This window comes from Microcoleus sp. AT3-A2 (assembly GCF_036705685.1).
Taxonomy (GTDB): domain Bacteria; phylum Cyanobacteriota; class Cyanobacteriia; order Cyanobacteriales; family Microcoleaceae; genus Microcoleus.
The window spans coordinates 34,707-59,873 of sequence record NZ_JAUBVF010000009.1 but is presented as its reverse complement, the minus strand read 5'-3'; the positions used below and the strand labels follow the sequence as shown (position 1 = coordinate 59,873).

The 25,167-nt window shown below is 44.8% G+C and carries 19 protein-coding genes, 1 tRNA gene and 4 pseudogenes; 16 read left to right on the top strand and 8 right to left on the bottom strand.

Annotated features, from left to right (window positions below; genetic code table 11):
- The first annotated feature begins 3 nt into the window (after positions 1–3).
- From QUB37_RS08035 to bla, 7 genes and pseudogenes are all read left to right on the top strand, one after another.
- Positions 4–1,455: a DVUA0089 family protein gene (locus QUB37_RS08035; protein WP_333160746.1), complete on the top strand. Its 1,452-nt coding sequence runs from the start codon at positions 4–6 to the stop codon at positions 1,453–1,455.
- A gap of 143 nt (positions 1,456–1,598) precedes the next feature.
- Positions 1,599–2,219 (top strand): pre-peptidase C-terminal domain-containing protein, encoded by a 621-nt coding sequence (locus QUB37_RS08030; RefSeq protein WP_333160744.1) that lies wholly within the window; start codon positions 1,599–1,601, stop codon positions 2,217–2,219.
- A 232-nt stretch (positions 2,220–2,451) separates the two neighbouring features.
- Positions 2,452–3,795, top strand: a pseudogene (locus QUB37_RS08025) (IS5 family transposase); the annotation flags it as partial.
- 59 nt (positions 3,796–3,854) lie between these two features.
- Positions 3,855–4,967: pseudogene (locus QUB37_RS08020) on the top strand (IS630 family transposase).
- Positions 4,968–5,429: 462 nt separating this feature from the next.
- The gene (locus QUB37_RS08015; protein WP_333160742.1) at positions 5,430–6,719 is read left to right on the top strand and encodes a transposase; all 1,290 of its coding nucleotides are present in this window, start codon (positions 5,430–5,432) and stop codon (positions 6,717–6,719) included.
- A gap of 479 nt (positions 6,720–7,198) precedes the next feature.
- On the top strand, positions 7,199–8,047 hold the full coding sequence (locus QUB37_RS08010; RefSeq protein WP_333160740.1) for an arylamine N-acetyltransferase: 849 nt from the start codon (positions 7,199–7,201) through the stop codon (positions 8,045–8,047).
- A gap of 163 nt (positions 8,048–8,210) precedes the next feature.
- Entirely contained in the window at positions 8,211–9,179 is a 969-nt protein-coding gene (bla, locus tag QUB37_RS08005; protein ID WP_333160738.1) for a class A beta-lactamase, subclass A2, read from the top strand.
- Between the two features lie 329 nt (positions 9,180–9,508).
- Here the strand turns inward: bla and QUB37_RS08000 are convergent.
- Positions 9,509–10,508, bottom strand: a pseudogene (locus tag QUB37_RS08000) (IS630 family transposase).
- Between the two features lie 121 nt (positions 10,509–10,629).
- On the opposite strand from QUB37_RS08000, the gene QUB37_RS07995 reads away from it, so the two are divergent.
- Both QUB37_RS07995 and QUB37_RS07990 read left to right on the top strand, forming a co-directional pair.
- The gene (locus tag QUB37_RS07995; RefSeq protein ID WP_333160736.1) at positions 10,630–10,932 is read left to right on the top strand and encodes a UPF0175 family protein; all 303 of its coding nucleotides are present in this window, start codon (positions 10,630–10,632) and stop codon (positions 10,930–10,932) included.
- A complete protein-coding gene (locus QUB37_RS07990; protein WP_333160735.1) occupies positions 10,916–11,248 on the top strand; it encodes a type II toxin-antitoxin system RelE/ParE family toxin in 333 nt (110 codons plus the stop codon). The genes QUB37_RS07995 and QUB37_RS07990 overlap by 17 nt, the downstream gene beginning before the upstream one ends.
- Positions 11,249–11,394: 146 nt before the next feature.
- On the opposite strand, the gene QUB37_RS07985 is transcribed toward QUB37_RS07990, so the two are convergent.
- The 4 genes from QUB37_RS07985 to QUB37_RS07970 form a co-directional block, all read right to left on the bottom strand.
- Positions 11,395–11,532, bottom strand: coding sequence for a hypothetical protein (locus tag QUB37_RS07985; protein WP_333160733.1), 138 nt, complete (start codon positions 11,530–11,532; stop codon positions 11,395–11,397).
- Positions 11,533–11,580: 48 nt separating this feature from the next.
- Positions 11,581–11,877 carry a leucine-rich repeat domain-containing protein gene (locus QUB37_RS07980; protein ID WP_333160731.1) on the bottom strand — a complete coding sequence of 99 codons (297 nt, stop codon included), beginning with the start codon at positions 11,875–11,877 and terminating at the stop codon, positions 11,581–11,583.
- A gap of 374 nt (positions 11,878–12,251) precedes the next feature.
- A complete protein-coding gene (locus tag QUB37_RS07975) occupies positions 12,252–12,440 on the bottom strand; it encodes a chlorophyll a/b-binding protein (protein ID WP_333051883.1) in 189 nt (62 codons plus the stop codon).
- Positions 12,441–12,534: 94 nt separating this feature from the next.
- Entirely contained in the window at positions 12,535–13,551 is a 1,017-nt protein-coding gene (locus QUB37_RS07970) for a succinate dehydrogenase/fumarate reductase iron-sulfur subunit (protein ID WP_333160729.1), read from the bottom strand.
- A gap of 241 nt (positions 13,552–13,792) precedes the next feature.
- On the opposite strand from QUB37_RS07970, the gene QUB37_RS07965 reads away from it, so the two are divergent.
- The 4 genes from QUB37_RS07965 (at position 13,793) to QUB37_RS07950 (ending at position 16,620) form a co-directional block, all read left to right on the top strand.
- Positions 13,793–14,035: a hypothetical protein gene (locus QUB37_RS07965; RefSeq protein ID WP_333160728.1), complete on the top strand. Its 243-nt coding sequence runs from the start codon at positions 13,793–13,795 to the stop codon at positions 14,033–14,035.
- A gap of 523 nt (positions 14,036–14,558) precedes the next feature.
- The gene (locus QUB37_RS07960) at positions 14,559–15,110 is read left to right on the top strand and encodes an excalibur calcium-binding domain-containing protein (protein ID WP_333160726.1); all 552 of its coding nucleotides are present in this window, start codon (positions 14,559–14,561) and stop codon (positions 15,108–15,110) included.
- 122 nt (positions 15,111–15,232) lie between these two features.
- Positions 15,233–15,964, top strand: a complete 732-nt coding sequence (radC, locus tag QUB37_RS07955) for a RadC family protein (protein WP_333127827.1) — start codon at positions 15,233–15,235, stop codon at positions 15,962–15,964.
- A gap of 317 nt (positions 15,965–16,281) precedes the next feature.
- Positions 16,282–16,620 (top strand): DUF1815 family protein, encoded by a 339-nt coding sequence (locus QUB37_RS07950; RefSeq protein ID WP_015176985.1) that lies wholly within the window; start codon positions 16,282–16,284, stop codon positions 16,618–16,620.
- An 835-nt stretch (positions 16,621–17,455) separates the two neighbouring features.
- Here QUB37_RS07950 and QUB37_RS07945 read toward each other — a convergent pair.
- On the bottom strand, positions 17,456–18,502 hold the full coding sequence (locus QUB37_RS07945; protein ID WP_333160723.1) for an endonuclease/exonuclease/phosphatase family protein: 1,047 nt from the start codon (positions 18,500–18,502) through the stop codon (positions 17,456–17,458).
- A gap of 253 nt (positions 18,503–18,755) precedes the next feature.
- Between QUB37_RS07945 and QUB37_RS07940 the strand changes: the two genes are divergently transcribed.
- The 3 genes from QUB37_RS07940 to QUB37_RS07930 all read left to right on the top strand — a co-directional run bounded on the left by QUB37_RS07940 (position 18,756) and on the right by QUB37_RS07930 (position 22,185).
- Positions 18,756–19,235, top strand: coding sequence for a DUF4079 domain-containing protein (locus QUB37_RS07940; RefSeq protein ID WP_333160912.1), 480 nt, complete (start codon positions 18,756–18,758; stop codon positions 19,233–19,235).
- A 211-nt stretch (positions 19,236–19,446) separates the two neighbouring features.
- On the top strand, positions 19,447–22,038 hold the full coding sequence (locus QUB37_RS07935) for a ComEC/Rec2 family competence protein (RefSeq protein ID WP_333160721.1): 2,592 nt from the start codon (positions 19,447–19,449) through the stop codon (positions 22,036–22,038).
- 60 nt (positions 22,039–22,098) lie between these two features.
- Positions 22,099–22,185, top strand: a tRNA-Ser gene (locus tag QUB37_RS07930).
- Positions 22,186–22,601: 416 nt separating this feature from the next.
- On the opposite strand, the pseudogene QUB37_RS07925 reads toward QUB37_RS07930, so the two are convergent.
- Positions 22,602–23,747, bottom strand: a pseudogene (locus tag QUB37_RS07925) (GAF domain-containing sensor histidine kinase); the annotation flags it as partial.
- Between the two features lie 1,043 nt (positions 23,748–24,790).
- Positions 24,791–25,003, bottom strand: a complete 213-nt coding sequence (locus tag QUB37_RS07915) for a hypothetical protein (RefSeq protein ID WP_333160715.1) — start codon at positions 25,001–25,003, stop codon at positions 24,791–24,793.
- Between the last annotated feature and the right edge of the window lie 164 nt (positions 25,004–25,167).

The following is a 25,167-nucleotide window of genomic DNA, read 5'->3' as shown; positions in this document are numbered from 1 at the left end:
GCCATGAATTTCACACTTCTAAGTTTAGCAGTATCGGGAATTTTAACGGTTGGGGTTGCAGCCAGCGCCAGTGCGGTTGTTACGAGCTCTCCTGTGCGGCAATCAGCAGATTTAACGGCATTTAATGCGGTGCATTCCCAGGGTGCGATCGCCCAAACAGTCGAAGAACAAACCAATATTCGAGTCTACGAAAAGGCTAGTCCGGCGGTTGTTACAGTCGATACAGATAAATCTAACGGCAGTGGCACAATTATCAGCCCCGACGGCATGGTGTTAACGAACGCCCACGTTGTTTCGGCAGGCGGTACCGTCAATATCATTTTGTCAGACGGTACAAAACTTGTCGCCGATGTCGTCGGATTCGGCGAAGACGGTCTAGACTTAGCCGTGGTGAAGATTCGCGATCAAAACAATTTGCCCACTATTCCTTTAGCCCGTCCCGGTTTGGTGAAAGTCGGGCAACAAGCATTTGCGATCGGGAATCCCTTCGGTCAATTTCAAGGTACTTTGACAGTCGGAATCGTCAGCCGCATCGACCAGCAGCGGGGCTTAATTCAAACTGACGCTGCCATCAATCCCGGCAATTCAGGAGGCCCTCTGCTCAACAGTTCAGGAGAATTAATCGGCGTCAATACTTCTATTTTTACTCGCGGTCGGGGCGGTGGCAGTATCGGTATCGGTTTTGCAATTTCCGCAGACAAAGTACCAGCTTTCCTGACAGCGGTACGAGAAGGGCGAGCTCCCCGGGTGGCTCAAGCCCGATCGCCCTTTGGTGGCAACAAATCACCTCAAAAAGTTGCGTTAAACGGGCCCGCCGTCAGCGGCCTCCTCACCGACAAGTCTAGCGTTCTGCCCACCGACAACAGCTTTTTTGATCTCTACTCGTTTGAGGGAAAAGCGGGCCAGCAAATCACAATAGAAATGAAAAGTCAAGAAATTGACCCTTATTTAATTTTGCTCGGGCCCAACCAGCGCGAAATCGCCCAAGACGATGACGGGGCCGGCAGTAAAGACGCCAGAATTACAGTCAGGCTGCCAGCAGACGGGACTTACACGTTAGTGGCAAATTCCTACCAAGCTAAGCAGTCAGGGGCTTATACGTTAGAACTGAAAGCGAGTGCTCCTACCGCGCCTTCTCGGGCGATTTTGCAAGAAGAAGGCGCTTTAGTCGCAGGCGGCCCAGTATTGCCGTCTGACAACAGTCTGTATCGAGAGTATACTTTTGAAGGTCGATCGGGTCAGTCTGTAGCCATTTCCCTCGAAAGTACAGATTTCGATCCCTATGTGGCTATCTTTGACCCTAACGGCCGATTAGTGGCAGAAAATGACGATGAGAGCGATTCGACTAAAAATGCGTTTCTGACCGTTACTTTGCCCGCTACGGGTCGCTATCGCGTAATTGTCAATGCTTACGATGCTTCGGGCCGGGGTCGTTACACTCTAACTGTCCGGTGAAAATTGGGCATGGGGCGTGGGGCATTGGCCAAACAGGGCATTGGCCAAACAGGGCATTGGTAGCACCTAACCAATAATCCATGACTACTGACTACTGACTACTGACTTCTTCCTTCCTTCTTCGTTGCAAACCGAGGTAATTCATGCGTCAAGTTAGATTTTGGGCGATCGCGCCAATTGCTCTACTAGCTACTTTTTCTGGCAAGCCGACTGTCTCGCCGCTAGTTTCAAATTTAGGTGGAGTTGCTAACAGTAGTTCCCCCCTCATTTCAGGAGAAATTCCTCAAAATTTACCTAACGCGAAGCCTGCTAGCAAGGGGGTTTTAGCTCAAGCAAGCCCCAACCCGTCGCCATCACCACAAAGTTCGCCAACTCAGAGTCCAACTGTAGAACCTCCGCCGAGTCCTGATGCGGGTTCATCTAAAGTCATCTTAGAGCAAAACGGAGAACTCAGCCCTGCTAAGTCTTCTGTACTGCCCTCTGACAGCAGTTTGTACGACGAGTATACCTTTGAAGGCACTCAGGGTCAGAAAGTGGTTGTTACCGTAGAAAGTACCGAGTTTGATACTTATCTCGCTATTTTCAACTCCCAGGGCGAGCTACTAGCAGAAAATGATGATGCGACGCAACAAAATTCCAATTCAGAGCTTACTGTTACCTTGTCTGCGAACGGTCGCTATCGCGTCATTGTCAATGCTTACGATCCGCCTCCAAAAGGTAGAGGCAAGTACAGTTTGACCGTCCGTGAAACAACGGGAAATTAGTTTGAACGAAACTTCGGAGTCAGGGCACGGCATTGCCGTGTCCCTATAATTCCAGGACGATCGCACTACAAGCAACTGCGATCGACTTTGGTAAATTCATATGTTTCTATGTAGGGCTTGCTGAATCAGTGTCAAAAGGTTACACCAAAAGGGTTAAGAGAGGGTACAAGCGAGTTAGGTGCAAGATAAACAGGTAAAATAGCACAAAACCCTTGCATCACCACCTGCAATCGTGTACCGAAAAGTTGAGCTGGCCCCACAACCCCCATCCGAGTTTGAACTGCCCTTCGGAGGCAGCTTGTCACGAGATAACCGTTGGGTCAAAATGACCCAAGTAATCCCGTGGTCAGAATTTGAAGCAGAATATGCTAAAAACTTCCCCACAGAAATGGGCTTAAGGGCTAAATCCTTTCGGATGGCATTGGGGGTATTGATCATTAAAGAGAAACTCGGAATTAGCGATCGTCCAAGAGTAGAACAAATTCGCAAAAACCCATATCTACAATACTTTATCGGTCAATCAACCTACAGTAATGAACTACCCTTTGACCCATCACTATTAGTTCACTTTTGGCAACGAATCAGTGGGAACTTAATTAATAAAGTGAACGAAAAAATGGTCAAAAAAATGCGTGAAACCACCTCAGTTAAAACCGAAAAAAAAGGATTCGGACGCAAAAAATGAGTTACCCAATCAAGGAAAATTAATCATAGATGCAACCTGTACCCCAGCCGACATTAGCTATCCGACCGACTTAGGAATATTAAATCGAGCCAGAGTTCATACCGAAAAAATCATCGACATTCTCTATAAGTCTCTCAAAGAAAAAATCAATAACAAACCCAGAACCTACCGGAAAATAGCCAGAAAAGACTACTTAGCAGTAGCAAAACAAAAACGTCCCACCCGGAACAAAAAAAGACAAGCAATTAAGAAACAACTGCAATATATCAAAAGAAACCGGGATCTTATTGAACAGCTAATCGAGTCAGGTGCTCCCTAGAAAATCTGAATAAAAAGCAATATAAAACCTTGTTAGTTGTAGCTGAGGTTTATAGTCAACAGCTCTGGTTATTTGAAAATAACAAACAGAGCATAGAGGATAGAATAGTAAGTTTAAGCCAACCCCATATCCGTCCCATTGTTAGAAGAAAAGCGGGGAAACCAGTAGAGTTTGGAGCTAAACTATCAGCGAGTTGCTTTGAAGGATATGTATTTTTAGACCGGATGAGTTGGGATAACTTTAACGAATCGGGAGACTTAAAAGCCCAAATAGAAGCGTATTATGCCTTCACAGGATACTATCCAGAATCAGTCCATGCAGATCGCATTTATCGAAATCGAGAAAACCGAGCATTGTGTAAAGAAAGAGGAATTAGAATTAGTGAACCGCCTTTAGGAAGACCTCCAGCTAATGTGAGCAAAGAAACCAAAAAACAAGCCTGAGAAGATGAAAGAATTAGAAATGCGATTGAAGGAAAATTTGGACAAGGAAAACGAAGATTCAGCTTGAATCGGGTCATGGCAAAACTTGATAATACTTTTGGTACAGCTATTGCTATTACTTTTTTAGTAAGCTGTTGTACCTTTAAATAGGGTATAATAAAAAAGGAGTTTAGTAAATCTATACAAGAATGCCAGCTAAAAACCATCTCAATCCCCAACAAATAGAGAAACTACAAAAAGCCTTAAGAGAAGAAGAAAAGGCAAATATCAGAGAAAAAATTCTGATTTTATTATTACTTAATGACGGCAAAACACAATCTAAAATCGCTGATTTTTTGGGTTGTTTAGTCAACAAAGTATCTTATTGGTGTATGAAGGGAGACCCCGACAATCTAGAAAGTCTAATAGATGAAAGGATGAAGGAAAATCACAAAAAAGCCACAGATAAATATATAGATATGTTATTATAGGCCATAGAAAAAGAGCCTCAATAATTAGGATATAATTTTGGACGATGGACAGCGGAGAGATTAGCAACATACTTAGAAGAATCCACAGGAATAAAATTAAGTGGAGGACAAGTTCGGAGGATATTAAAGCAAAAAAAGTATGTTTACATCTGGGCCAAGTATAGCCTGGAGTCGAAGAGAAATCCCGAAAAAAGAACAGCGTTTAAAATAAAGATAGCCGAATATTTAAAAATAGAAAAAGAATAGCCAGAACGTTTACAGGTATGGTTTTTGGACGAGAGTGGATTTAGTTTAAGAGTGACCCGAAGAAAGAACTGGTGTAAAAAAGGCAGCCGAAAAAAAGTCCGAGGAGACCGGAGAAAAGGCAGAGTTAATGTAATGGGAGGAGTGAGAAATTCCGATAAAAAGAGGTGGGTAGAGTTCCTCAAGAAAGGCAATTTATATAATTTTTATCAAGTGCTAAAACTGTTTCATGAAGAGCTAATTAATGAATGGATGTCAGCAGGTAATCAAGCCTCAGAATTTGCGAAAAAAGGAGCCAAAATAGTAATTATCCTTGATAATGCTAGTTTTTACAAAAAACAAGAGTACCTGAAAATAATTGAAACAGAAATGCCTAACCGACCTTTAGAATTCCTCCCCGAATATAGCCCCGACTATAACTTAATTGAATTAGTATGGCATTCGGCTAAAGAATATATAGCCAATAGACTTTTTACATCTATTGAAGAGCTAGAGTATTTATTGCACCGCCTCTTAAATGAAGGGCAATTAATAATTAAATGGGGTCGCAAAATCAAAAACAAGGGTAATGCTTGTATCACAGTTTAAATGTGCAACAGCTTATTGTAAATAAAAGTTAAGTTTTCCAAACCACTACCATGCCCTTATTAAGAGCTAAGGGTCATTTAGCAGAAACTTAAAGGCTAAATCACTGAGAATGTACTAGCGGTTGCCACTTCAGATACATCAGAGTATAATGTTTTAAATCAGCAAAAACTGTTAGAAATAGAGCATTTAGCTGTTTTCCCCAAAGTAAGAACGGCTGTATCAAACCAGCATTCATAAATATCTAAAATTCTGATAGTCGTCTTGGGAGGCTTTTTTTACGCCTCACCGCTCATGCCTCCCACACTTCTAAAAGCTCAGAACTCGATCGCTCCAAAATCGATCTGTGACCAAGAAAATGGGATACAAGCCCCGTCCTTCTAGGACGGCTTTAATTAAGAATTGTGAGTAATCGCATTTGCGTTTAGCCAAACTTCTATAATTAGGATAGGAAGGACAGAGCAAATGTTTAACTTAACCTACGAATTTAAACTGAAACCAACAGCGGTGCAAACAGCCATGTTTGAAGATTGGCTAGAGCAATGCCGTCGCGTCTACAATTACGCGCTAGCTGAACGCAAACATTGGTTTCAATCTCGTAGCTGTCAAGTTAACGCTTGCTCTATCCGTTCTGAATTCATCATCCCTGCGGAAACAAAGCGACCGACTTACGCAAGTCAGTGCAAAAACTTAACCGCAGCCAGGGCAAACATTCCTGCTCTCGGTGCGGTTCAAGTCCACGTCTTGCAGCAAACATTGCGAAGGCTTGAGAAAGCATTTGTCAGTATGTGGGAACAGAAACACGGATTTCCGCGCTTTAAAAAAATTGGTGGAATGCGTTCTTTTGTGTTTCCAGAAATGGGCGTCAATCCAGTTCAAGGCGAGAGGGTGAAACTACCCAAGATTGGTTGGGTGAAATTCCATCAATCGCGTCCCATTCCTGATGGTGCAACAATCAAGCAAGCTCGAATTGTCAAGAAAGCTAGCGGTTGGTATGTAATGCTAACCCTGCAATGGGACGTTTCTGTACCGATGGTTATGCCTCACGGCGAAGCTTTGGGTATTGACGTTGGTCTAACTAATTTCATAGCGACTTCCAACGGTCTTCTAGTAAAGCGCCAAAAGTTTTTCGTTGATGCCGAACGCAAGCTTAAATTGCTGCAACAGCGCGTCAGTCGAAAGAAGTTAGGCTCGAATAACCGAAAAAAAGCTCAGAAGAAAGTTGCCAAGCTGCACGAATATATAGCCAACTGTCGCAAAGACTGGCACTGGAAACTAGCACACCAACTTTGCGAAGATGCAGGAATGATATTTGTTGAAGATTTGAACTTGATTGGTTTGTCTAGAGCAATGCTCGGTAAGCACTGTTTAGATGCTAGTTGGGGGCAATTCTTTACTATCTTGCAGCAAACCTGTTTTAAGCATGGTGTGTGTTTTCAGAAAGTAAGTGCTCATAAAACAAGTCAAATTTGTCCTAATTGTGGTGTGGAGACAGGCAAGAAAGAACTGTCGGAGCGAACCCATTCTTGTTCTAGCTGTGGGTATACAACAGACAGAGATGTTGCAGCAGCACAAGTAGTTTTAATTAGAGGGCTTGCAGCCGTAGGGCATACGGTCAAGATGCTTGGTGAGGGTAAATTCGTTGGAATCCCTGTGAACCAAGAATCCTCGTACCTGATAGTCGAGGAGTGTCAACATCGCTCTAAATCTTGCCTTCAAACCTCTGATGCCAGAGGATATACCCCGACACGGTAATAACCAGAGTGATGCCTCCTCCTACCCAAGCCAGCATAGGATTGTAACCGCTACGGCTGAGGGTCTGCATCCATAGATGGGTGCGATCGGAGGATATTAACCAATCTGCGACGACCGGAAAAAGATACATCAAAGATGCACCAACGATAAGCCAGCCCACCATAGAGGCGACCAGAAAGATAGTTTTGGCTGTAGATTGGCTACCCATGAGCAATTGCGGTAAAGAACTAACTTTGAGATTAGCAAAGGAGATGCGTTATGTCAGCACAGCTATGCGCTAATCGCGACCCCGACCAAAGAGACATTACCGATTTACTTGATGGGATGAAAGGAGCGATATGCTGGGGAAGCGGATGATTCGACGTGAAGGAGCGCTCACAATCTATGATTTCTCCGATGTTAAACATGAAGGAACGTTGGATGCGTAATGATTAATTATTACCCATGAATAAACTCAGCATTGACTCTGATAATAAAATATGCAATTGCAACAGCGACTGACTGAGATAGACCTGGATGCCTATTTTCAACGAATTGGCTATAGCGGTGACTCCTCGCCCAGGCTGACAACGTTACAGGCAATTCATCAGCGACATTCCCACACGATCGCCTTTGAAAACCTCAATTCACTCCTGAAACAACCTGTGAAGCTGGATTTAGCATCCTTGCAACAAAAACTAATCCACGAAGGACGGGGTGGCTATTGTTTTGAGCAAAACTCATTGTTGCGGGCTGTTTTGCTTGCTCTTGGCTTTGAGGTAACGAATCTAGCAGCCCGCGTGCTGTGGAATTTGCCATCCGGGACGATCGCACCTCGCAGTCATATGGTGCTGGGGGTCAATATTGATGGAGAGCCATACATTGCAGATGTGGGATTCGGAGGATTAACGCTTACCGCGCCGCTTGCTTTGATACCGGATATTGAACAACCTACATCCCATGAACCATTTCGATTGATTGCAACCGATCGCAGCTACATTATGCAAGCATATATCAAGCAGGAGTGGAAATCCCTTTACAAATTCGACCTTCAGGAGCAAGAATTACCCGATTATGAGGTGAGCAATTGGTATGTTTCAACTCATCCAAACTCGATTTTTGTTACTAATTTGATGGTGGCAAAACCGGATTCAAATTGTCGTTATGCCTTGTGGAATAATCAGCTTACGGTGCATTATTTGGATGGTCGAACAGAACACCGCGTCCTTTCAACGGTTGCAGAGTTACGGGCTACCCTTGAGAGTGTTTTTTGTCTCAACCTGGGAGCGATCGCCCAGATCGATCAGATGTTACAACCATTAATTGAGCGATCATGTGCGATGACCTAACGATTCTCTCGGTTAATGGTTAATTAATGTAACATACCATTCTTTCCTCGTTAATCTATTAGGGCTACAGCCGAGAGGTAGAGTCGAAGCTGTACCCATTAAAACCTCACCCCTAACTTATTCTATCCTTAATACGGCTTCACCCTAACCGAGAACTATTGACATGATTCCAGCGATTAAAAAAGTTTGGCTTTACACATTTTGCTTGTGTTTACTGACTCTTGGTTGCACGAGCGTTAACTCCTCCAGTAATAGAGAAGACGCTCCCAACACCGAGACAAGTGCGCCTCGCGGTATCACAATATCCAACGCCGATCGCACCAACGAATTACGCGATCGGATCGAACAAATTTCTCAAGCAGCGATCGGGCGTGTTGGAGTTACAGCCACAGTGCTAGAAACCGGAGAGTCAGTGAGTCTGAATGGAAATCAGCAATTTCCGATGCAAAGCGTTTACAAATTTCCTATTGCAATGGCTGTTCTGGCTCAAGTAGACCAAGGAAAACTGAAGCTAGACCAGAAAATTCGTGTTGAAGCCAGTGATGTCCTCCAGGGTAGTCGGATTCTCGACGAGAAATCGCAGGGAATGGAATTCAGTCTGGCTGAACTATTGAAGTACATGGTTTCTGAAAGTGATAATACGGCTTCTGATGTGCTGTTACGACAACTCGGAAAACCAATGATTGTCACGGAGTATTTGCGGGGTATTGGCGTAAACAATATCGTCGTTGCTAACACGGAGAAGGAGCTAGGGCAAGACACAGCAGTGCAGTATCGTAACTATGCAACACCTGATGCCACCATCGTTTTGTTGCGCGCCTTTCATGAGGGAAAAGGACTTTCCAAATCTAGTCGAGCTTTATTGCTGCAATTGATGACAGAGACAACTACAGGCCCAAAGCGCATTAAAGGACTGTTGCCTGATGGGACGGTTGTAGCTCACAAAACCGGTACTTCTTCTACTGTAAATGGAGTGACGGCTGCAACCAATGATGTTGGACTCGTGACGCTCCCCAATGGACGGCATCTGGCGATCGCTGTTTTTGTTTCAGACTCTAGAGCAAACGATGCGGTACGTGAGGAAGTCATCGCAAAAGTGGCGAAGGCAGCATGGGACGAATGGAGCAAATAGTTGCTGAAGGCGAAGGTGTTAACGGTGGATCGCTCTTTTTTATAGTGGAACTCATCAAGAACTTTTGTGATTCCTAAACCTTTGATACCGCTAGGCGTTGAGCACATTTTTAGTGATCAATGCCCTTCTACATAAAGTAACGCATTCTCTTTGCTCTGGTTTGTAGGGTTTCTCTGATAGGACGGACGGTTAGCGGGCTAGCCACTATGCCGCCAGCCCGCTACAAGATTCCGAAGTTTTGGAGAAGTTTTCCACTACCTTGATGCGGACTAGAACGATCGCTTTTAAGTAGTCAGACAGAATTAATTACACAAATACATAGTAAGTAGCTAGACAAAAATAATTACATAGTTTTCTCCAAATTTTTTCAGGATTTTTTCCACAGAGGTAACAAAAGTATCCCAATTCTTGTAAGCAGATATCTCAATCCATTCATACTTAATAAACCGCCATAAAATTTCAATTAAATTTAATTATGGAGAGTAAGAAGGCAACTCAAAGAGAGTAATATTACGTTGTTTCCACTCTTCAAGTTTGTCAACAATAGCATCACTGGTATGAATAGAAGCTTGATCAGTGACAATCACCGTTGGCTTATCTACGGTGGGGAAAAAAGCATCAATACAGGCAATAACCACATCTGAATTAATACTTTGAGATGAAATATAAGTTTCAAGATGGTTATTTCGATTCATAATTCCTAGTACATTCATTCGCTGACTACGACGACTAGGAATTGTTAAATATTCTCCGATTTCCTGCCAGCCATAGGGGACACAAGGAATCAAACAAAATCCCGTTTCATCCAAGTAATATAAATCAATTTTACCCTGCTCATCCAATTGCTTTAATTCTTCTAATTGCGCCTTTTTCTCTTGATATTCCTGGGCTGGAGGCGTTCCTGCAACTCCTTTTCGCATACGATGCCAACTCATATTTAGAGTTTTTAGTATTCTTTTAATTGTTTTTGTACTGGGAGTTATGCCCCAGGTCTCTTGAACTTTTTGGCTAACATTTTTTAATTGCCTTGGTTCTTGTTTAGCCCACTCTTTAATTTGGGCTTTCTGCGAAGAGTTAAATAGTGGCTTAGAACCTCTTCCTGGTTTATTATAAAGTCCTATCATTCCCTCTAATCCCCACCGATTGAACCAGTTATAGAGAGTCTTATAACTTATTTGAAAAATATTCATTAACTCTCCTTTTTTTACTCCTTGCGAAGCTAATATGAGGTAATGTGCACGCGTGACGTACCTAATGATGTCGGCTTTGGCGATAAATTCGCTGTAACAATTTAGACGAAAGAGGATTTATTTCCCTGATAAACATCATATGAAACAGTAATTAACTCATAATTTTGCCGGAAATATCATTATACTATGTATTTGTGTAAGCGTTGCTTGCCGAAGCCATCGCATCCCTCTTTAAAAACTGTCCGGAGTATTGTTAAATCATGCAAATTACGATCGACATTCCCGACAATCTACCTCTGACTGAAGCCGATGTGCGACTCGAACTCGCGATCGTACTTTATCAGCAACACAGCCTCCGTCTCGATCGAGCAGCTCAACTCGCTGCAATTGCTGTGGACGACTTCTACCAACTATTAATCGACCGCAATATCGTCACCCCGCCTGCCGATCCCGATGACGAACCCGCCGAACTCATCCTCGCCAGCCTCCGTACATCCCTCCAGCAAATTAAAGAAGGCAAATTACACCCTATTTCCGAACTGTGGGATGACATTGATGAATGACGGCACACCCCACATCCAGCTTGTCTTTTCCGATGAGTTCAAAACACGACTTCGCACCCTCATTAAACGCTACCGCAGCATCCGCACCGACCTACAACCCCTACTTGATGAACTCCTGTCTGGTAACTTCATCGGCGACCAAATCCCCGGCACTGGCTACACCATATTCAAAGTCCGCCTCAAAAACAGCGACATCCAAAAGGGCAAAAGTGGTGGATACCGAGTGATCTATCAACTCAGGGGCGATACCTACATCTTACTCGTCGTTATCTACTCCAAGTCAGACCAAGATGACATCCCAGCTAATCAAATTTGAGACATTATCGATCGCCTTTGAAAAAATAACCAAATTCATAATAATGCTAGGACGATCGCACTACGAGCAACTGCGATCGACTTTGGTAAATTCATGTGTTATCTGCAATATAAGTTTGACGCTCTTGTATCTCTAATTTTTAGAGCTTAGTCATATCCCTTATTTTGGTCATATTCCTCATTTGGTGTTGCCGATCCCCACAGACAGATAGAAGAAGGCTCGATCGGGCAATTTCTGGGAGCGATCGGATTTCGGCGGAGGTCGAGAGCGGTCAATTTAGTCAAAGATTTTAACGGTTTGATGTCGCTGATTTTATTTTTGTACAGTTCGAGCTATGTCAGGTTAGTCAAGGATTCTAGTGGTTTGATGTCGCTGATGTCATTTCCGTTGAGGTCGAGCTGTTTCAGGTTAGTCAAGGATTCTAGTGGTTTGATGTCGCTGATGTCATTTCCGTTGAGGTCGAGCTGTTTCAGGTTAGTCAAGGATTCTAGTGGTTTGATGTCGCTGATGTTAGAGTAGCTGAGGTCTAATTTTGTCAGACTCAAAAGTTCTCGATAGGCCTCATCGCACTCAGTAGTCCTTGCTTTCTGCAACAGCACCTCAACAGTACGTTTAGCTTCAGGAATCAAATCAGCCCTTTCTCGACACCAATCAGCAAATGTTCGTCCGCTCTTGGACGATCGCGGTTCGGAGATTAAGCTATAGTAAGTCTATTTGAGTCGTGAATGTAGAACCACCTGAAACGTTTGTGATGATTGAATCCATTGTTTACAAATCAAATGGTTTTGCGATAGAAGGTTGATTTCCGCATGATGCTAGGACGATCGCACTACAAGCAACTACTATCCACTTTGGTAATTTCATATGTTTGTATGTCACTATAAATGTTATAATATTCTATTTTTAATTTGATAAACTGTATTTTAAATAACTCTTAAAAATCAAAAGGAAGCTGAAATATAGATAATTTTTCAGCTTCCATTTTTAATTAATTTTGATTAATTTAACGCAGACCCAGCCAGGTGAAAAAATCCTGGCGGGTGAAGAACTCTAGCAGCAAAAGTCCCACGAATCCCACCATCGCAAATCGGCCGTTGATTTGTTCTGCATAGGCATTCCACCCAAACGCTGGTTCTGGTTTTGGGGTATTTGGGGTTGTCGGTTTTGGGGATGGAGGAGTTTTAGCAGTCATTTAAAAGTTTTGAGTTTCGTGTTTTGAGTGATGATTTTTGGAAAGCTTTGCGATCGCACAACTTGTAATTTACCAGGAAAATGACAGCCGATCGCTAATCTGCGGACTTTTCTAAACTTTGAACCGATTCGATGAGATTTCGCACGGTTTCAGTACCTTCTGAAGGCTCAAAAAACAGCGGGAACTTGCCGCGAGCGATCATTCTCAAACCCAACGGGCCCAGACTCAGCAAACCTTTAACATCGCGGAAGTAGTTTCCTACTACTTCAATGCCAAATTTGCGCTCATCTATCCAGCCGCCTTCTTTGACGAGATCGATTAAAACTTTGCGGTGGCGGATCGATCGACTCGCTTGGTCGTCTTTGCGATCGAGAATCTCCTGTTTAATCTTACCAATTTGATCCATCGGTGCAACTTCCATCGGACAAACCGAGTTGCAGTAGTAACAGCGGGTGCATCCCCAGACGCCTGCGGTACCCTCGTTGTATTTTTCCAGTCGATTTTCGGTTTCGCTGTCGCGGGAGTCGGCGATCGTGCGGTAAGCTTTGGCGAGGGCGTGGGGGCCGACAAATTCCGGGTTAACTTCGCGGGCGTTGCACTCAGAATAGCACGCACCGCAGAGGATGCAGTTGCCGGTTTGGTCGAGTTTCGATCGCTCTTCTGGAGTTTGCAGAAATTCGCGTTCTGGAATTGCTCGCGAGGCCGTGCTGACATAGGGTTCAACTGCTTCTAGGTTGTCCCAAAAGCTGGTCATGTCAACAACCAAATCTTTAATGACCGGCATATTTCCCATTGGGGCGACGGTGATTTCTGGGATGAAATCGGTAGGCATTTCTGCTGAGCTGGAATCAGCTATTTTTTGCAGTCTTGCGAGTTCGCTGGCTACATTTTCTTTGCAAGCTAATGCCGATCGACCGTTAATTCGCATAGAACAACTGCCGCAAATTGTATTGCGGCAATTTTTGCGAAAAGCTAAAGTGCCGTCGTGTTCCCACTTAATACTGTTGAGGCAGTCGAGGATGGTATTGCTCTCTTCCACATCTAGGGTGTAAGTGTGAACCCGGGGAGCCTCGTTTTGATTTTGGCGCACTACATTAAAGCGGACTTTCATATTTTGAGTAAGGAATTTAGTGTCTATTTTAAGCTAATTTTTCGGACTCTCTAGAAAGCTCTTATTTTTTTAACAACTACCTAAAGTAAGAGATTTTAAAAAAATTTATTATTGTTTGATAAACATCAATAATTCTCAAGTTATAAATCCTAAATTGCCACTTTTTTAAGCGGATTTGTGAGCTATTAATTGGAGATAAAAGTAACTAATCGCTGCAATTTCGCTAGTTCGGAGGTGCGTGATGTCCAGCTTGTTTGTATTAACTTTCATGTTTTCCACACCGGCTTTTTGTCTGGGTCTGCTAAATCCTCAATGGGTGGGACTGGGAACTCGCAAGCGATCGGCTGCCTTGTACGGCGGCTTGATGGCAGTTTCGTTCGTTTTGCTTGGGGTGACAGCACCTAAGCCATTGCAAGCAGTTTCATCGGGGCTGCTGGCCTCAACTGAATGGCCAGAATTTAGGGTAAGCGCACCTTTGCGCTGAAGGTAGCTGGGTATGCATTTCACTTTTTTGGCAGCATTACAAGAAATTTTACCAGGACTTACGGCCAGTTGGGGCGAGAAACTTAGTTTTTTAAGAAAAATATTTGGTTCTACTCATTTACTGCAATTAAAAACCCCGGTTTATAGGCGTCGGAGTGCGATCGCGAACTGTAGGAAAAAATCGTGGTTTTAGTAAGGAGAAATACACTCAGAAACCGGATTGCAGCAGGGTCTGATGTCCAACGTTCTAGTTTACGTCGTAAATCATAGGGATTTGTGAGTTTGCCGGCGGATAAATAAGGAAGTTAACTTCTCAGGATTTACGCACAGGGATTAAAGAAATCGGGTTGTTTAAACAGATATCCTTCGTGCTTAACCTCGGATTTTGGTAAAAGAAACCCGATTTTTGCGTGCTGGATTACTTCTCTTGTTTACTGGTAAAAGTGGCTATGTTTAATTTTTTCGTCTTAAGCTTTCTATTATCGATCCCTGCCTTCTTTCTGGGTATTGTTAATCCGAAATGGGTGGCCGCACCAACCCGCAAGCGATCGATCGCGATGTACGGCGGGTTGATGGCGGCTTCGTTTGTGCTTGTTGGCGTCACCGTACCCCCTCCGTCTCAGGAAGTTTCAGTGGCGCTTACTGCCCCAAGCGATCCGCTAGTATCATCTCAAACCGCTAAGCCGTCACTGCTTTCGGCAGCGCCGACACCCAAGCCGGAGACTGTGAAAACGCCGACACCAACACCGAAACCTGCAATTTCTGCGAAGGTACCTGCACTTGCCAAACCAGAGTCCGATCGCAAATTGCCATCTTCAGTCAAATCTGTTGAACGAACCGCAGAGATTGCTCTTGATGCACAGCCGCCAAAGGAAGATACCAAGAAAGTTATTTACGAGTCTTCTAAACCCAAGGTTAAAAGTAGTGCCGATTTTCCGAGTTGCGTTAACTCGGATTGCAACTGTTCTGACTTTTCGAGTCAAGCCGAAGCGCAGCGAGTGTTAGAGGCATATCCGGGCGATCCGTTTAAGCTCGATCGCGATCAAGACTCGATCGCTTGCGAAACGCTAGATTAGATTTGCTCGGCCAACAGCCTCGGTTAATGATGAAGGCTTTTTTCGGTGATAGTACGAATTGAAGAACGCAAATTGATCGGCTAAAATTGTGTAATTGTTGAGCTTGCGGTGCGGGTGCAGCTATGACTTACAGCTTGAGAATTGTCGATTTGCCAACGAGTGAACGGCCACGGGAACGGCTGATGGCGGGCGGACCGAAAAGTTTGGCGACTGCAGAATTGATTGCGATTCTCCTGGGTACTGGTCAAGGACCCGGCAAACTTTCCGCCGTCGGGCTCGGACAGTATATTTTAAATCAGTTGAGTTTGCACCACCGCGATCCTCTGGCGGTGCTACGCAGTATTAGCGTTCAGGAGTTGACGCAGATTCACGGGATTGGCCCTGCTAAGGCAACTTCGATTTTGGCTGCGGTGGAGTTGGGGAAGCGGGTGTTTCAGTCGCGGCCGCCGGAAATGGCTGTGGTTGACTCTCCGCAAGCGGCGGCAGATGCCCTGAGTCAGGATTTAATGTGGCAGTCTCAGGAACGTTTTGCTGTGGTGCTGCTGGATGTGAAAAATCGGCTGCTGGGTACTCAGGTAATTACGATCGGCACAGCAACGGAAACTTTGGCTCACCCACGGGATATTTTTCGCGAGGTGATCCGCCAGGGGGCAACACGGGCGATTATCTCGCACAATCACCCCTCCGGGATTGTGGAACCAAGCCCGGAGGATATTGCTTTGACGCGACAGTTGCTGGCGGGAGCACAGTTTTTGTCGATTCCGCTGCTGGATCACTTGATTTTGGGGAATGGCGATTTTCGGAGCTTGCGACAGACGACGACGCTTTGGGACGAGTATCCCCAGGGCGATTGAACTCTTATACTTAACTAATTTCATTACTATCATTAGTTATTTGTATCTTTGGGCTCTCCGACGGCTGAATCAGCCTTTACAGCAGGCAAATTTTCCGGCTGGAGTCCCCCGCGAGAGGCTGTTTTGGCTGAATGTCGCTGCTGATACTTCGTTTCGACCACAAGTCGGTTAATGTAGTATAGGTAGGCTGAAGAGGTCGCTAATCCGATTTTTTTTGAGCATACTAAACTTATACTGAACCAGCACCTAAATACCCAGTTATTAAGAAATTATTAAATGGGATGTAAAATACACGGTGTGGTGATAGGAGGAGAACTGTGTTTCTGAGACTTGCAGAACAACACCGTAAATTCGTTCAAGATTTGGTAATGAACCTCCAAGCTTTAGCGATCGTGCTAGAGCATCGGGGTTATCTGGCATCCTGCTACACTTGCGGGGGTCAGATGAACAGTGCCTCATTTATGGTCAGTTTGACGGACAACCATCTGATTCGATTTTTAGTGTCAGATTACGGTATCACTTGGACTGAGATGCGGGACGACCGCGAACTCATGAAACTAGAAGGTGCAGAAGCGATTAATCAGTTACAAGAACTGGCAAATCTCGTAAAGTATCAAATCCAACCTTCGGAAGCTACTTTAGCGACGGCGCAGTGAGTGTAGCGATTGCACGGTTCCGAGGAAGGCGACGCAAGAAAGTGAGTGCTTGTCTGCTAAAACCGAATCCCCAGCGAGTTAGTCGAGAGGGTTCATTTAGGTACACAGCGATGGCTGCTCAACAGACAAGGGTGCTATCAGGCTGCCTTCAGACGGTTTAGCGCTCAGTCGATCGAAGTGAGCCTGGGCAGACGGCATACTTTATGCCAGAAGTCTCAAACTTGGAACCTCTAGTTTTTTTTCCAGAATTTGATTCTCCCTTGAGAGCGATTAGCAAAATGTAGAAGTGTGACTGCTCGTTGGCTGCGATGTTAATTTCTCCCTTTGGCATTCACAAGTCAAGGAATTGAAATTAACTTTAAGCAGGCAGGTATAATTTAACATCCAGAGTGAGGATGAGACTGTGAAGATTGGGCGAAGCGCAGACTGGGGGCTATGGCCTACGGGCGATTCAGGAGTCAACTGCAAAGCCAGTAAGGCTTAATTCCAGCCATTAGTCGTCTGGGCTTGATTGGAAAAATCTTCATTTGTCTAAAATTCCTTGTTTGGATACCCGCGAATTCCATGAGACTGTTGGCGAATCAATACTTTGTTTCCTTGGGGGCTTTAATCATGAACCGCAAAGATGTCAAGTACGCCAAAAAGGAAGAAGAAAGAGAAAGCAAGGATAGAAAAATTAATTGCGGCCAATTACCGGAAATCTAAAAGGGGTGCGACGGGAGCAAATGTGGGGTGTCACCCTTCACGGATTAGCCAACAGCATCATGATCTTCGCCCGGAGCTTAAATTGACACCAATTCCCTTGCGATCGCCCCACCAAAGTGTTGCCAACCTTCTACACACGTCCAAATTCCGGTTGCATCCGCAGTTGGGCCGACACTGGCAGATGCTCTGAACCGATTGCCGATAAAACCTTGGCTGATTTTGCCCCCCAGTGGTGAGAATACCAAACATAGTCAAGCCTCACCAGGGGAAAATTTAATTTCCAGTTTAACTGTTTAACCAGTAAACTCAGATCCCACCCGTGAGGAAAAGTAAAGCCAAAACCCAGTCCTGCTGTTCGGAAAGCATCTTGCATAACCGCTCTCAAATAATAGTAGTCTTGAGACTGGTCAGTCAGATTAAAGTCCCCGGCAGCAATAGTCGGCAGCGTTTCTTTCTGGAGTCGCCGCACTAAATCTTGAATTTGTGCCGGTCGGTCGCCGTAGTCGTAAACTGGGATTTTGAGAAAAGGCAAAATTTTATGCTGGCGAAACCACGGTGGGGTTGTTGAAATGTTATAAAGAACTACATCTTGCTGGTTCATGTCGATAACAGCTCGTTCCTGTGGTTCGTTCCCACCGGCTAGCTTTAACTTTTGGAAAGAGCGAATGGGATATCTGCTGAGAATCACATGGTATCCGCGCCCCAGATGGTGCGGGTATAATGCAGCCAACTTAGAGAATACTTCTTTGGCGTAATCCTCCTTAATTTCTTGCAAACAAATGAGGTCGGGTTTTTCTTCCTCAATTAGGTTGACCAAAGCTTGTGGGGATTTGTGATGCCAGCCGAGGTTGAGAGAAAAAACCTTGAGGGTTGGCTGGGAGTCACTGATGTTCGCCGGCTGGGGAGAAAAGTAGGTGACGTGTAGCCAACCCAGTAAACAGAGGCTAGCCACAGATGAAACAATCGCGAACCAGCGTTTCTTTATGAGAAAAAACCCTAGAATTGGCAGCAGGAAGATTGGCAAGAAAATCCAAGGAACAAAATCCCCCATCAACGCAACCGGCCACAACCTGTCCCAAAAGATCAGTCTCAGAATCAGATAGCCGCCAATCAGTGCGGAGTAAGCGTAGGCGAGCAGTTGAACAATTCGCTGCAAAAATCGGTAAGGCTTAATCATAGCGCCGTCTGCAATAGCATCCTCTTACTGGTGTGGGGACAAAAAACTGGATACTGCTGAGCTCAAATTAACTGAAATGGCCGCTCCCCTGCTGAGCCTAGGGAATACACTTCTCCTGTGTCCGGCTCTTTTATTTTATACAGACTTCTGGCTGGAAACAGTGATTGAAAATCCCGATCGATAATATTGCTATTTAGAGTAAGTTGTTGGTTAAACCAAAATTAGTGATCGCAAAGTTAGGAATCTCAAGCAAATTATAAATCTCAGCGAACTACTAGAACCCATCGCCAGTCAATTTCGCAGTCTAGGAATTCCCAAACCAATTACCCATTGGGGACACCCTGTAATGATGGGGATCGTGGTAGTGGCGATGGGCAGTTTTGTCGGGTATACGGGATGGCAGGGACGTTTGGCAACCGATAAAGATGTCGCACTCAAAAGTCGCTCGGATCACCGCAAGCTTGCACCGTGGATGTTTCTGTTTCTAGCTTTGGGCTATACAGGCGGCTTGCTGTCGCTGGTGATGCAGCACCAGCCTGTCATGGAAAGTCCGCATTTTTGGACGGGTTCGGCAGTGCTGGTTTTGCTGGCTATTGGCAGCTTGATTTCGCTAACGGGTTTTGGAGGCAATAAGCTGACACTGCGAGCAGTTCACGCTTATTTAGGCACGACAGCCCTTGCACTTATGGTGCTGCACGCGGCTTTCGGTTTAAAATTGGGGCTGTCTATTTAGAAGAGGAAGAGGAAGGGGAAGGAGAAGAGAAAGAACGTAAGGAAAGAAATTTTGCCATAACTTACGCACGGGTAGCCAGAAACCGATTTTTTTACCCCAATTCACGGCGTTTAGCCCTTTACTCGGGTTAAAAAACCCGGTTTCTTTGGTAAGGAGTGCATAAGTCCCGCATCGGTTTCCCTGAAATATTCCCCCTCTGAATTACTAATTAATGAATCAAGCAACGGGTGTCATTTTCTGCATTGCCTACATTTTGGGATTGATTTCTACAGCGGTTCCCTGGGGTAGATACGGGATATTTGCTTTGGGAATAGCGGTGGCGATCGCCCTGCCGAAATTGTTGCGAAAATTTACTAAAACTTCTGTCAAAGTTACTAAGAAAAGACGCAGCAGACAAAAAGAAAATGCTCTTGAAGAACCCTTAGATGCGAGGGAAGAATTGAGTTTGTTGGAGATGCTGCCGAGAGCGAAATGGGTGTGGGCAGTTGCGGGTTTGGTGGCATTTCTAGCTAGCGTTTATTTTGCAGTTCGATCGCCCCAACCGGCAATAGATGACATCAGCAAACTGATTCCGGCTGGCGGAAACACTCAAGAAGTGGCAGTGACAGTTCGCGGTAGAGTTGCCAGTACGCCTCGATTGACTCGATCGGGCCGAGCGCAATTTTGGCTAGAAACAGATTTAGTTAGCGAAATCAACGGCGGCGAGGGAGGAGCAGTCGTCAACCGCCCAGTATCCGGTAAACTCTACGTTACAGTGCCGCTGCTGCAAACAACGGGTTTGTACGCCGACAATACGATCGCAGTTGTGGGTTCCTTGTACAAACCGCAGCCGCCGTCGAATCCGGGGGCTTTTAATTTTCAAGCATATTTAGCCAGAGAAGGGGCTTTTGTAGGGCTCAAAGGGCGTCAAATCGACTGGAAGAGAGAAAAGGCGATCGCGGATGTAAATCGAGTTAACAGCCAAACGGCTGCTTTCTTGGAACCAAGCGGGATGCAGCCATCGAAAATTCAAGCGATGCGGCAGCGGATCGTGCGATCGCAACTATCACAGTTAAATGTTCCTGAAGGGCCCTTGATCAGTGCGATCGCCCTCGGCAAACAAGCAGTCGATTTACCTTACAACATCCGCGACTCTTTTGTGCAGGCTGGATTAGCCCACGCGATCGCAGCTTCCGGCACTCAAGTTTCGATGGTTTTGGCTTTAGTTCTAGCTTTAACCAGGCGTTTTTCCAAACAATTGCAATTTAGCTTTGGCGTCGGTGCTTTATTTTTGCTCGTGGGGCTAACTGGCTTTGAACCATCAGTATGCCGCGCCGCTTTGATGGGATTTGGAACACTATTTGCTTTGGTGCTGAGCCGCCAAGTTAAGCCGCTGGGATTGCTGTTAATTGCTGCTACTATTTTACTGCTGGTTAACCCTTTGTGGATTTGGGATTTAGGTTTCCAACTGAGTTTTTTGGCAACTTTAGGGTTAATCGTGACAACGCTGCCACTGATGGCAAAGTTGGACTGGATGCCGCCCGCGATCGCTTCGATTGTTGTGGTTCCGATAGCCGCTTCAGTTTGGGTGCTGCCGCTGTTACTTTATGTTTTTAGTGTGGTATCACCTTACAGCATTTTAGTTAATATTATTGCGGCTCCTTTGCTGTGGATTTTGAGTATTGGGGGGATGGTTAGCGCTTTAGCTGGATTGATTTTTCCGCCCGCTGGCAGTGTTTTAGCGCAACTGCTGGACTATCCGGCAAAGGGGTTAATTGCGATCGCGGAATATTTCTCGCAATTACCCGGTAATTCGGTAGCTGTCGGTCAAGTATCGGTGTTTCAGCTAATAGCGCTTTACAGTTTAATTGGCTGGGTTTGGATCGGGGGAAGAAAGGAGAAGGAAGAAGGAAGAAGGAAGAAGGAAGAGGCAAGAAGGAAGAAGGAAGAGGCAAGAAGGAAGAAGGGAGAAAGAAGCAAGAAGAATGGTAAAAGTAGAGTGGTTTCGCTGCCTAGTTTTTCATCTGCTTGGATTTTACCGCTGGCGCTGCTGGCGGGAATAAGTATCATAGTTTTGCCAGCTTGGCACGTTCAATCATCTTTATTTCAAGTTACTTTGCTGGCGACATCTGGTGAGCCTGTTTTAGTAATTCAAGATAGGGGAAAGGTGGCGCTAATTAATAGCGGTGATGAAAATACCGTAAGGTTTACAGTGTTGCCTTTTTTGCAGAAGCAAGGAGTTAATTCTGTGAATTTTGCGATCGCCACTCACGGTCATTTAGGTTTGAGCAGTGGTTGGGGAAAATTACTAGAACGCTTGCCAATTAAAACATTTTATGATAACAACGCTCCGAAACAAATTCATCGTGGCAACAATCAGGAATTTATAACGGCTGTGCAATCTCGCCAAGGCGTTTACTTTCCTTTAGAAACTAACAGTACAGTTGATCTGGGTTCGACGCGGTTGCAGTTGGTGAATGCGGAGATTCCGGTGGTAGAATTGCTGGTGGGCAATAGAACTTGGTTGCTCGTCGGTGAAATGACACCGGAAGCGCAAAAAAAATTGGCAGCAACGGGAACCTTGAAGCCGGCTCAAGTGCTGTGGTGGTCAGGAAAAGCCCTGACGGCTGAGTTATTAAGCGCGGTTGGGCCGCAAGTGGCGATCGCATCTGCTAACGAAATCGACCCAGAAACCGCCGCCCAACTGCGCCAAAGCAAAACCCAGATATTCTGGACAGGGCGCGACGGAGCCCTCCAGTGGACTCCAGCAGGGGGATTTAAGACCACTTTGGAATCTGAAGAAAATCAAACTTCTTTTTTATAATGATTTACAATGTGGCGCACTGTGCGGTAAAATACTTTTAGCTCACATCTCAAATCAATTGGAGAGGTGGCAGAGCGGTTGAATGCGGTAGACTCGAAATCTACTTTAGGGGTAACTCTAACGTGGGTTCAAATCCCACCCTCTCCGTACATCTCAGCGTCAAGCGTCAAGCGCGCACCTTATTAACCTAGGGTGCGCGCTGCGTATCATATTATTAAATTCAACTCCACAATCTCAGTAGCATGATAGCTGCTTTCATTTCGGTAAGGTAGAGGCTTAAAATCTCAAGGGAACTCTTAATTCCAAACCGGGTACAAAAAAAAGGAAGAAAGTTGGTAAAGCGGGCAGTTGCAAACCCCTGTCTCAATCACGAATAAGGTGCGGGCGGAGGATGGGGGAATTAGTCTATATTCTTTATTTCCCTAGTCCATAGTCGCTAGTTCCTAGCACGAAAACCCCTAGCCTGTTACTCGTTCCCCGTACCCAGTTTCCTGTTTCTTCTAATAACGTGGCTTGTAATTGCGAGGGAGCACTAATTGCGCTAGAGCCATACTACGAACTGCTCATACCGGAATAGAAATCACAAACTCCGAACCCTGTCCCAAGGAAGAATTCACCACTAATGTACCTCCATGTTTTTCCACAACAATTTGGTGGGCTATAGACAATCCTAATCCAGTTCCTTGACCCACAGACTTGGTTGTGAATAAGTGGTTAAAGATGTTTTCCTTGACTTCGGCTGACATCCCCACTCCATTATCCTTAATGCGAATCAAAACCTGATTCTTGGATTCGCTCAGAAGAGTGTGAACCGTAATTTGATTAGGTAGAGCTTTAATTTCACTAAAAGTGCGCTCCTTATTTGACTCCTCCAGAGCGTCAATGGCATTAGCCAGCACATTCATAAATACCTGGTTTAACTGTCCGGGAAAGCATTTTACTAAAGGCAAGTTACCATAATCTCTCACAACTTCAATGGCAGGGCGGAACTCGCTGGCTTTTAAACGGTGCTGGAGAATCAGCAGAGTGCTTTCGAGTCCATCGTGAATATTAAAAGAAACTGGTCGATCGCTATCTGCCCTCGAAAACGTTCTCAGACTCGTACTGATATTGCGGATGCGATCGACTCCCTCCTGCATCGAGCCAATCAATTTAGGCAAATCTTCTCGCAAATACTCCAAGTCTATATCCTCAATTTTTTCTTCAACTTTAGCTCCTGGCTTGGGAAAACTATCTTGATATACATCGATTAGCTCGAACAAATCTTGTAGGTATTCTTGAGCTGGTTGCAAGTTGCCGGCGATAAAGCCTACGGGATTGTTAATTTCGTGGGCTACACCTGCGACTAAATTTCCGAGAGCAGACATCTTCTCACCTTGTACCAACTGCAACTGCATCTGTTTGAGATTGTAAATAGACTGCTCTAGTTTTTGGGCATAATCCTGAGATTGTTGATAGAGTCGGGCGTTCTGTAAGGAAATTGCTGCTTGGGAGCACAGGATGTTGAGGATGGCGACGCGATCGCGCGTAAACGCCCCCGTTGTGAGATTATTCTCTAAATACAGAATCCCCATTACTTTGCGTTGATGGAGAATCGGAGTGCATAAAACGCTCTTGGGTTGGTTATCAATGATGTAAGGATCGCCAGCCCAGGTGGTTTGAGTGCTGGCACGATCGAATACCAAGATTTCTTTTGTACGTTTGACACGAGACTTAAAGCCAATTGACCGAACTGATAACCTGAATCAATATCTCCCACAACTCCACAAAGCAGAAAACCATAATTGGCGTAAGCAAAGGGAGAAACGGAAGCATTCCCATATTGGACGGATAATTGTACTTGTTTGCATACAGTCAAAGGCAACAGTGCAGGAGCAGCAAGGTATGCAGTAGCAAAGATACTTGATAAAAGTCTTATGGCGGCTAGTTTATAGGGTTCCCTCATTTGAGGCAGATCAATCAAATTTTCAATTCGCTTCTCGTTAAAAATTGCCGCAGTTTCGCCTAATGCCTGCCCAATATCAGACGGATTTGGCTCTGAGGGAAACTCTACACCCAACAGTTTTAAAACTTGTAGTCCCGTATTCAGCGCTTCCTGTAACTTATTTTGCGCCATACAAGCTTGCATCTGGACTTCATATACTTTCACTTTGTCCAGTAGCATTTTGGCACAGCTTTCCACGACTGATGCCAATTCTTCCATCCCGTCAAAGTCACCGCACAGATATGCAGCTTCTGCTGCTTCGGTATGCAGCCCTAATGTTAGTTCGTATTGATTTTGCCAACTATTTGCTGTCAGCAATTCTCTACCAAAATTGAAATATTCAACCGCAGCAGCATAAGCGGTAGCAGCTTTCGCTTTCTTTCCAGCAACCAGATTCAATTGTGCTAATTGCTCTTGTTCTGCTTCCTGGGTAATTAGCTCAACTCCCACATTCAAGTGGTTGACAATATCAAAAATTCTTTCTTCTCGATCGGCTTCTGGCGTATTCTTTAATAACAGTTGACCAATTTTTAAGTGAGTAGAACGCTTTTGGTCTTCAGGAATGAGGGAATAAGCAGCTTGTTGGACGCGATCGTGTAAAAAATTATATTTGGGTAATTGATCCTGGGTAATTAGTAATTGGTCAGGTTTCTTGACCTTAGAGATTACTGATTCGCTATTTCCCTCTGCTTGATAAAACTTATAAACTTCGCTAATGGGTAAAATTAGCCCGTCTTGTAGTGCCTTCCATAAAGCCGATGCGGTTTCTTATGGCGAATTTTCATCAACAATTGCTAATGTCGCCAAATCGAACTGATTGCCAATACAAGCAGCTAACTTTAAAACTTCCTGTGTCTGGACTGGCAACTTTCGCAGTTGCTGATCGCAAGAGCGAATACCACGATAAACTAGAGTTCGATTGCCTGCGTATATTTGCTCGTTTATGTGATCTCCTAGAAAAAAATTTGTGATGTTAGTCATATCTACGTATTCCTACTGCTTCTGTCAAGTCTGAAGCTTCTGAGAGTTACTATCTACTATTTTCGCTCGCTCTGCTTTAGGATTCAGTGAATTACATTTTTCTTAATATATTTGGGAGAGAGAGTTATCAAAGCAATAGTTTAAAACAATACTTGAATTGTTTA

Bases quoted from the DNA above. Each gene is read 5' to 3' on its own strand.
- QUB37_RS08035 (WP_333160746.1), top strand. From the start codon at position 4: ATGAATTTCACACTTCTAAGTTTAGCAGTATCGGGAATTTTAACGGTT.
- QUB37_RS08015 (WP_333160742.1), top strand. From the start codon at position 5,430: ATGTTTAACTTAACCTACGAATTTAAACTGAAACCAACAGCGGTGCAA.
- QUB37_RS07975 (WP_333051883.1), bottom strand. From the start codon at position 12,440: ATGACTGCTAAAACTCCTCCATCCCCAAAACCGACAACCCCAAATACC.
- radC (WP_333127827.1), top strand. From the start codon at position 15,233: ATGACTTACAGCTTGAGAATTGTCGATTTGCCAACGAGTGAACGGCCA.
- QUB37_RS07945 (WP_333160723.1), bottom strand. From the start codon at position 18,502: ATGATTAAGCCTTACCGATTTTTGCAGCGAATTGTTCAACTGCTCGCC.
- QUB37_RS07935 (WP_333160721.1), top strand. From the start codon at position 19,447: ATGAATCAAGCAACGGGTGTCATTTTCTGCATTGCCTACATTTTGGGA.
- QUB37_RS07990 (WP_333160735.1), top strand. From the start codon at position 10,916: ATGACATTGATGAATGACGGCACACCCCACATCCAGCTTGTCTTTTCC.
- QUB37_RS07965 (WP_333160728.1), top strand. From the start codon at position 13,793: ATGTCCAGCTTGTTTGTATTAACTTTCATGTTTTCCACACCGGCTTTT.
- QUB37_RS07995 (WP_333160736.1), top strand. From the start codon at position 10,630: ATGCAAATTACGATCGACATTCCCGACAATCTACCTCTGACTGAAGCC.
- QUB37_RS07970 (WP_333160729.1), bottom strand. From the start codon at position 13,551: ATGAAAGTCCGCTTTAATGTAGTGCGCCAAAATCAAAACGAGGCTCCC.
- QUB37_RS08030 (WP_333160744.1), top strand. From the start codon at position 1,599: ATGCGTCAAGTTAGATTTTGGGCGATCGCGCCAATTGCTCTACTAGCT.
- bla (WP_333160738.1), top strand. From the start codon at position 8,211: ATGATTCCAGCGATTAAAAAAGTTTGGCTTTACACATTTTGCTTGTGT.
- QUB37_RS07915 (WP_333160715.1), bottom strand. From the start codon at position 25,003: ATGACTAACATCACAAATTTTTTTCTAGGAGATCACATAAACGAGCAA.
- QUB37_RS08010 (WP_333160740.1), top strand. From the start codon at position 7,199: ATGCAATTGCAACAGCGACTGACTGAGATAGACCTGGATGCCTATTTT.